General features: G+C 58.7%; 4 protein-coding genes. 2 read left to right on the forward strand and 2 right to left on the reverse strand.

The features are described from left to right. On the reverse strand, nt 1-1,561 hold a 1,561-nt coding region (locus AC1DRJ_RS21005), incomplete at its 3' end, for a long-chain-fatty-acid--CoA ligase (protein WP_477803833.1). A gap of 230 nt (nt 1,562-1,791) precedes the next feature. On the opposite strand from AC1DRJ_RS21005, the gene AC1DRJ_RS21010 reads away from it, so the two are divergent. Then, the gene (locus AC1DRJ_RS21010) at nt 1,792-2,736 is read left to right on the forward strand and encodes a lysophospholipase (protein WP_477803834.1); all 945 of its coding nucleotides are present in this window, start codon (nt 1,792-1,794) and stop codon (nt 2,734-2,736) included. Between the two features lie 42 nt (nt 2,737-2,778). Then, nucleotides 2,779-3,249, forward strand: coding sequence for a MaoC family dehydratase (locus AC1DRJ_RS21015; protein WP_477803835.1), 471 nt, complete (start codon nt 2,779-2,781; stop codon nt 3,247-3,249). Nucleotides 3,250-3,430: 181 nt separating this feature from the next. Here the strand turns inward: AC1DRJ_RS21015 and AC1DRJ_RS21020 are convergent. Then, on the reverse strand, nt 3,431-3,886 hold a 456-nt coding region (locus tag AC1DRJ_RS21020), incomplete at its 5' end, for a ferritin-like domain-containing protein (protein ID WP_477803836.1).

Raw genomic sequence — 3,886 nt, forward strand, 5'->3', positions numbered from 1 at the left:
CTTCAAGGCTGACCCCGGCTTCACGGGCCACCACAAACAACTTCACCGCCTCGCCCGAACGCTCGTCCGGCACACCGATGACTGCGCAGTTGGCGACGTTCGGGTGAGCCATGACCACGTCTTCGATCTCGTTCGGGTACACGTTGAAGCCCGAGACGATGATCATGTCTTTCTTGCGATCGACGATGCGCACAAAACCGTCCGGGTCTATCACCGCGATGTCGCCGGACTTGAACCAGCCCTCGGCATCCAGCACCTCAGCGGTGGCTTCGGGCTTGTTCCAGTAGCCCTTCATGATCTGCGGGCCTTTAATGCACAGTTCGCCGCGCTCGCCCAACGGTTGCTCGACACCTTCATCGTTGATCACTTTCAGCGTGGTGCCCGGCACCGGCAGGCCGACCGTGCCGATCCGCGACAACTCGCCATAAGGGTTGGTGCAGGCCACCGGCGACGTTTCAGTCAGGCCGTAACCTTCGGTGATTCGGCAACCGGTCATCTGCTCCCAGCGCTCGGCGGTGGCTTTGACCAGCGCAGTGCCGCCGGAGTTGGTGAGCTTGAGACTGGAGAAGTCCAGGGTCTTGAAGTCGGGGTGATCCATCAATGCGACGAACAGCGTGTTGAGCCCCAGCAACGCCGAAAAACGCCAGTTCTTCAGCTCCTTGATGAAGCCACCAATGTCTCGCGGATTGGTGATCAGCACGTTGTGGTTGCCGGTCACCATCATGCACATGCAGTTCGCTGTGAAGGCATAGATGTGGTAAAGCGGCAGCGGCGCGATCATCACCTCCTGCCCTTCACGCACCAGTGACTGACCGTCAGCGCCCAACTGCCCGAGACACGCCCGCGCCTGTTGCATATTCGCCACCAGGTTTCCGTGAGTCAGCATGGCGCCCTTGGCCAGACCGGTGGTGCCGCCGGTGTATTGCAGCACGGCGATGTCGTGAAGACCGACTTTCAGTGGTTTGATTCCCAAGCCGCGCCCCATGCCCAGCGCGCTCTTGAACGAAATGGCCTGCGGCAACGAATACGCCGGGACCATCTTCTTGACCTTGCTGACCATGGTATTGACCAGCCAGCCCTTGGCGGTCGGCATCAGGTCGCCCATTTTCGCTTCGATCAGGTACTGGATGTCGGTGTCGGGCAGCACTTCCTGGACTTTCTGCCCGAACATGTTCAGGTACACCAGCGCCCGGGCGCCGGAATCCTTGAACTGATGACGCATCTCCCGCGCGGTGTACAACGGGTTGGTGTTGACCACAATCAGCCCGGCGCGCAAGGCACCGAAGACGGCAATCGGATAATGCAGGACGTTGGGCATCTGCACCGCGATGCGATCCCCCGGCACCAGGTCAGTGTGGGCTTGCAGGTAAGCGGCGAATGCCAGGCTCTGGCGTTCCAGGTCGGCGTAGGTCAGGGTCACGCCCATGTTGCTGAATGCCGGGCGGTCAGCAAATTTCTTGCAGGAACGCTCGAACACCTCAATCACCGACTTATAGGCCCCGACGTCTATGTTCAGGGGCACGCCGGCCGGGCGTTTGTCATTCCAGAATTCAGGTTGCATTATTCTTGTCCTCTTTACCTGAGCCTATCCGGGCCGCTTTTCTGTCACTTCTGAAAAAGCGGGCTGCACGGACACTAGCAGTTATGGCGATTCAGGCAAATACAGCCAACGCCGTCATTGACCGTGTGAATCTTCCTGCCGTGGCGTGGCCTGATCAGACGGCGCGCACGGGATGCGCTATACAATGCAACCACGCCCATGCCACATGCAGCCCATGCAAAGGAATCGCCATGATCCACACCACGTTCTGGCTGACCGCGATGGACCACAGCCGCCTTTTCGTCAACCAGTGGCTGCCCGCCCCGCCTTTGAAAGCCGTGATTCTGCTGGCCCATGGCATGGCCGAGCACAGCGCTCGCTACGCCCGGCTGGCGGAAAAATTCTGCGAGCAGGGTTACGGCGTGTACGCACCGGATTTGCGTGGACATGGCAAAACTGCCGAAAACGGGACACTGGGCCATTTCGCCGATGATGATGGCTGGTGCAAAGTCGTTGGCGATCTGGCTTGTCTCAACCAACACATTGGCCAACAGCATCCTGKCGTACCCATCGTGTTGCTCGGTCACAGCATGGGCAGTTACATCGCCCAGGCTTATTTGCTGCATCACAGCGCCAGCCTGCACGGCGCGGTGCTCAGCGGCTCCAATTTCCAGCCCGTGGCGCTCTACCGCGCGGCGCGGCAGATCGCCCGTCTGGAAAAGTTGCGCCAAGGGCCCAAGGGTCGTAGTGCGCTGATTGAATGGCTGTCCTTCGGTTCGTTCAACAAACAGTTCAAACCGGCACGCACCCGGTTCGACTGGCTCAGCCGCGACCCGGTGGAGGTGGATTTGTACGCCAACGACCCACTCTGCGGCTTTCGTTGCACCAACCAGATGTGGATCGATTTGCTGGGTGGGTTGCAGCAAATCAGCAAAGCGTCCAATCTCGCCCAGATCGATCCGGGCCTGCCACTGCTGGTGATTGGCGGCGAATGTGATCCGGTGAGCGAAGGTAAACGTCTGAAAGATCTGGCCAACGCCTTGCGCGCGGCTGGCAGCCAGAACCTGCACCTGACGATTTACCCGCAGGCGCGTCACGAATTGTTCAATGAGAGCAACCGCGATGAAGTGGTCAACGACGTGTTGCACTGGATCGCCGAGGCGCTCAGCCACCGCCGGCCACCCCGGTCGGAATAGTTTTTTTGTGGATTATTTTATTCGTCACAGGAACCGAGACAGATGACCCAGGTTACCAACACCCCTTACGATGCCCTCGAAGTCGGCCAGACCGCCAGCTATAGCAAGACTGTCGAAGAGCGCGACATTCAACTGTTCGCCGCCATGTCCGGCGACCACAACCCGGTACACCTGGACGCCGAATTCGCGGCAGGCACCATGTTCAAGGAGCGCATTGCTCACGGCATGTTCAGTGGCGCACTGATCAGTGCCGCTGTTGCTTGCGAGCTGCCTGGGCCGGGGACTATTTATATTGGCCAGCAGATGAGCTTCCAGAAGCCGGTGAAGATTGGCGACACCTTGACCGTACGTCTGGAAATCCTCGAGAAAATGCCGAAGTTTCGTGTGCGAATTGCCACGCGGGTGTTCAACCAGCGTGATGAGTTGGTGGTGGACGGCGAAGCCGAAATCCTGGCACCACGCAAGCAGCAGACCGTGACGTTGCCAAAATTGCCGGCAATCAGCATCGGCTGACGGTGGGGCACCTGTGGTTAGGGGGCTTACTGTGGTGAGAGGGCTTGCCTATGGTAAGAGGGCTTGCCACAGGCAAGCGCCTTCACCACAGGCAAGCCCCTCCCACAGGGGTTAAGGGATCGACACAAATCCTGGGCAAAAAACGCCAGACTAGCTGGCGTTTCTTGCAGGCCACGAACGCTTACGAGCGTGCGCGAGCCTGGTTACGCAGGGCTTTCACCTGGTCATGATTGCGTTGCACGCCGTGGTACTGGCGTTCAACCAGATCGCGAATGCCCACCAGGTTGTGTTCGTTGATTTTCTCCATGGCTTCTTTGTAAGCCTTCAGCGCATGGTCTTCACCGCGTTCGGCTTCGTTCAGCACAGCCTCTTCGTCCTTGCCGGTGAACATCGATTTAACGTCTACCCAACGACGATGCAAGTCACCGCTGACACTGGTGGAAGTTTCCGGATCACCGCCCATCGACCGCACAGCGGCTTGCAGTTCGGAAGCTGCAGTGGCGCAGTCTGCAGAGCGCTGAACGAACAGCGTCTTGAGTTCAGGGTGTTTAATGTCTTCAGCGCAAGTCTTGAACCCTTCCTGACCGTCTTTGCTGGTTTCAATCAGGTCATTGAGTACAGAGATCGCTTCTTTATT

The sequence above is a fragment of the Pseudomonas sp. P5_B2 genome (assembly GCF_056400445.1).

Bases quoted from the DNA above. Each gene is read 5' to 3' on its own strand.
- AC1DRJ_RS21015 (WP_477803835.1), top strand. From the start codon at position 2,779: ATGACCCAGGTTACCAACACCCCTTACGATGCCCTCGAAGTCGGCCAG.